Source organism: Streptomyces sp. NPDC002730, from assembly GCF_042888805.1.
Classification (GTDB): Bacteria; Actinomycetota; Actinomycetes; order Streptomycetales; family Streptomycetaceae; genus Streptomyces.
Map to the genome: position 1 here is coordinate 1 of NZ_JBIAQG010000059.1, position 2,760 is coordinate 2,760.

Annotated in this window: 1 protein-coding gene and 1 pseudogene; one reads left to right on the plus strand and one right to left on the minus strand. The window is 67.6% G+C overall.

All coding sequences use genetic code 11. The annotated features are described in order from the left end of the window. Window positions 1-95: 95 nt before the first annotated feature. A pseudogene (locus ACFYXH_RS42380) lies at window positions 96-1,104 on the minus strand (IS110 family transposase); the annotation flags it as partial. A gap of 283 nt (window positions 1,105-1,387) precedes the next feature. On the opposite strand from ACFYXH_RS42380, the gene ACFYXH_RS42385 reads away from it, so the two are divergent. Continuing rightward, entirely contained in the window at window positions 1,388-2,473 is a 1,086-nt protein-coding gene (locus ACFYXH_RS42385) for an IS4 family transposase (protein WP_389575161.1), read from the plus strand. Window positions 2,474-2,760: the final 287 nt, after the last annotated feature.

Here is a 2,760-nt window from a genome sequence, read left to right on the forward strand (position 1 = left end):
CGCGGGAACGGATCTTGGACACTGATCCGGGGACCAGCTCTCTTCTCCTTCCTCCGTGGCTGTTCCCACTTGTCGTGAGCGACTTCGTGTCGCACTTTGAGCTGCTTGTTTCCTCGCCGGGATGGTTGTTCGCCGCGGATCGACGAACCCGAACTCCGGGTCGCGGGGGCGAGACCCGCGTAGGCGGCGAGGTGGGCGGCGGTCGGGAAACTGCTTCCGTCGCCGACGTCGATGAGGATCCTTGCTCCGGTCCTGACGCCGATCCCCGGCATCGAGGTCAGGACCTTGGAAAGGGTGGGCCTCCAGCAGTTCCTCGATCCGTCCGGCCAGTAGTTTGCGCTGGTCAAGGACGGCGGTCAGCGAACCGGCCAGGCTCGGGACGATCAACGCTGCCGCGTCCGTGCCGGGAACGACCACGGTCTGTTCGTCGAGCGCGGTGAAGATGTCTTCGGCCAGGCGCTCGGCCATCCGCGGTGCCTTTGGCCGCATCAAGCTGATCAGCCGCCGACGTCCGGCCTTGCGGATCTGGGCCGGCGAGCCGAATCGCTCCAGCAGGGCGAGGACGGCCGGGTGCTGGACGCGCGGGCCGAGAACCCGCTCCAGGTGCGGATGGATCTGTGTCAGCAGGCCTCGCAGGCGATTGGAGACGCGGGTTGCTTCGCCGGCCAGGTCGTCGTCGAACCCGACGATCATCTCCAGTTCGGCGATGGTCTCGTCGTCGAGCTCGACCGAGCGGAGTGTGTGCGGCATGACGCGGGAGGCGTCCGCGATGACGAAGGCGTCGCGGGCATCGGTCTTGGCCTCGCCGGGGTAGAGGTCGGCGATCCGTCGCATCGTCAGACCCGGCAGATAGGCGACCGGGCAGCCCATGTCCCGGGCTACCGCCAGCGGCAGGGCTCCGATGGAGGCGGGCTGGTCCACGATCACCAGCACAGTCCCGTGCTTGGCCTGCAGCTTGCCGAACACCTCGCGGAGCTTGGGTTCGCTGTTGGGTAACCGCTTGTCGAACGCCTTCTTCCCGGCCGGGGTGACGGCGGTGGCATGGTGTTCGCCCTTGCCGACGTCCAAGCCGAGGAAGGCGCCGATGTCGCTGACGTCGATCACGTGCGTCCTCTGATCGTTCCCGCCCGGCCGTCCCACGGCACCGATCGCCACATCCACATTACGAAGAGCCTCCCGCCCTGCGAAGAAGCCGGTGGTCATGCCCCTAATGAGCGGTCTGTCAGTGCCTCCGGAGCCGGTGACACCACCCCCCAGGCCATGCGTTCCAATGTCGTTGCTTTTGAGGGCGTTGGCCGGTTGAGGCGGTGTGCTGATATCACGTCTGGAGCGGTTGGGGCTGGGGATCTTGACCCAGTCCTGCCCGCCCGAGCTGGTGGACAGAGTGGTGGGCGAGGCTGGCCGCACGGAGAAGCGGCGCCGTCTGCTGTCGGCCAGGTTCACGGTGTACTTCGTCCTCGCCATGTGCTTGTTTCCGCAGGCTGACTACCTGGAGGTGCTGCGGCTGGTGAAGGCCAGTGAGCCGGGTCTTCGGCCGTGGGCGGGCGTGAACAAGTCGTCGCTGTCCCGGGCCCGGCAGCGGCTGGGCTGGCCGGTGATGCGCGAGTTGTTCCGGGCCGTGGCCCGGCCGCTGGGGTCGAGTACGGAGTCGTTCCGAGGGATGCGGGTCTTGGCCATGGACGGCACTCTTCTGGCCGTTCCCGATTCCGCGGGCAACCGGGAGACCTTTGGGAAGTCCGGCTCGTCGCGCAGTCCGATGGGCTATCCGCAGGCGCGTGTGGTCGCGGTGGCGGAGTGCTCGTCGCATGCGGTACTGGATGCGGTGATCGGCGGGTTCAAGGACTCCGAGCGGATCGTCTCCGACGATTTGGAGGCCCATATCGGTGCCGGGACCCTGTTGCTTGCCGATCGCGGGCTGTGGGGCCTGGCCCGGTGGCACCGGCTGCGCGCCCAGGGCGCTCATCTGCTGTGGAGGATCGAGCGGCGCAAGGCCCGGCGGGTCGAAGATGTCCTCCCGGACGGCAGCTATCTTGCCCGGATCGAGGCGAACAAGCACAGCAAAGCATCCGGGACGGTCAAGGCCCCGCCGGCCCTGGTGCGGGTGATCGAGTACCGCGTCGACGGCCAGGCGGACGTGGTCCGGCTCATCACCAGTCTCGTGGACCACGAGCAGTACCCGGCAGCCGAGCTCGCCGCCCTGTATGCCCGGCGATGGGAGATCGAGCTCGTCTTCGACGAAATCAAGACGCACCAGCGAGACAGACCGGTCCTGCGCTCACAAGCCCCGGACGGCGTGCGGCAGGAGATCTACGCCCACCTGATCGTTCACCACGCGGCCCGGGAATTGCTCAACGAAGCCGCCCGGCTCCATCGGAGCACCGCCGAGCGGACCTCGTTCACTCGAGCCCTGCATGTCGTACGCCGCACGGTGATCTCACCCAGCGGCTTTTCCCCCCTCGGCCCGCAGTCGTGACCGCCGCCTCGGCCTCACCGAGATCGGCCAGAGCCTGCTGCCACGACGGCGGTCCCGTGACTGCCCGCGCAAGGTGAGGTCGTGCATCACCCCGTACGGCAGCAAAGCCCCTGGCGAACCGGCCAGCCAGCGTCGGCCGACGGTCGCTATCGCACTGAACCACAGGTGGCAGTGACCTCTAACGCAACGGCATGACTCTGTTGGTGATCTTGTGTGGGGTGCTGACGGGAGGGCGGTGGGGTGCTTCGCTGGGGGTGTGCGGGGTGGCTTCGGGGTCTGGGGCTTTG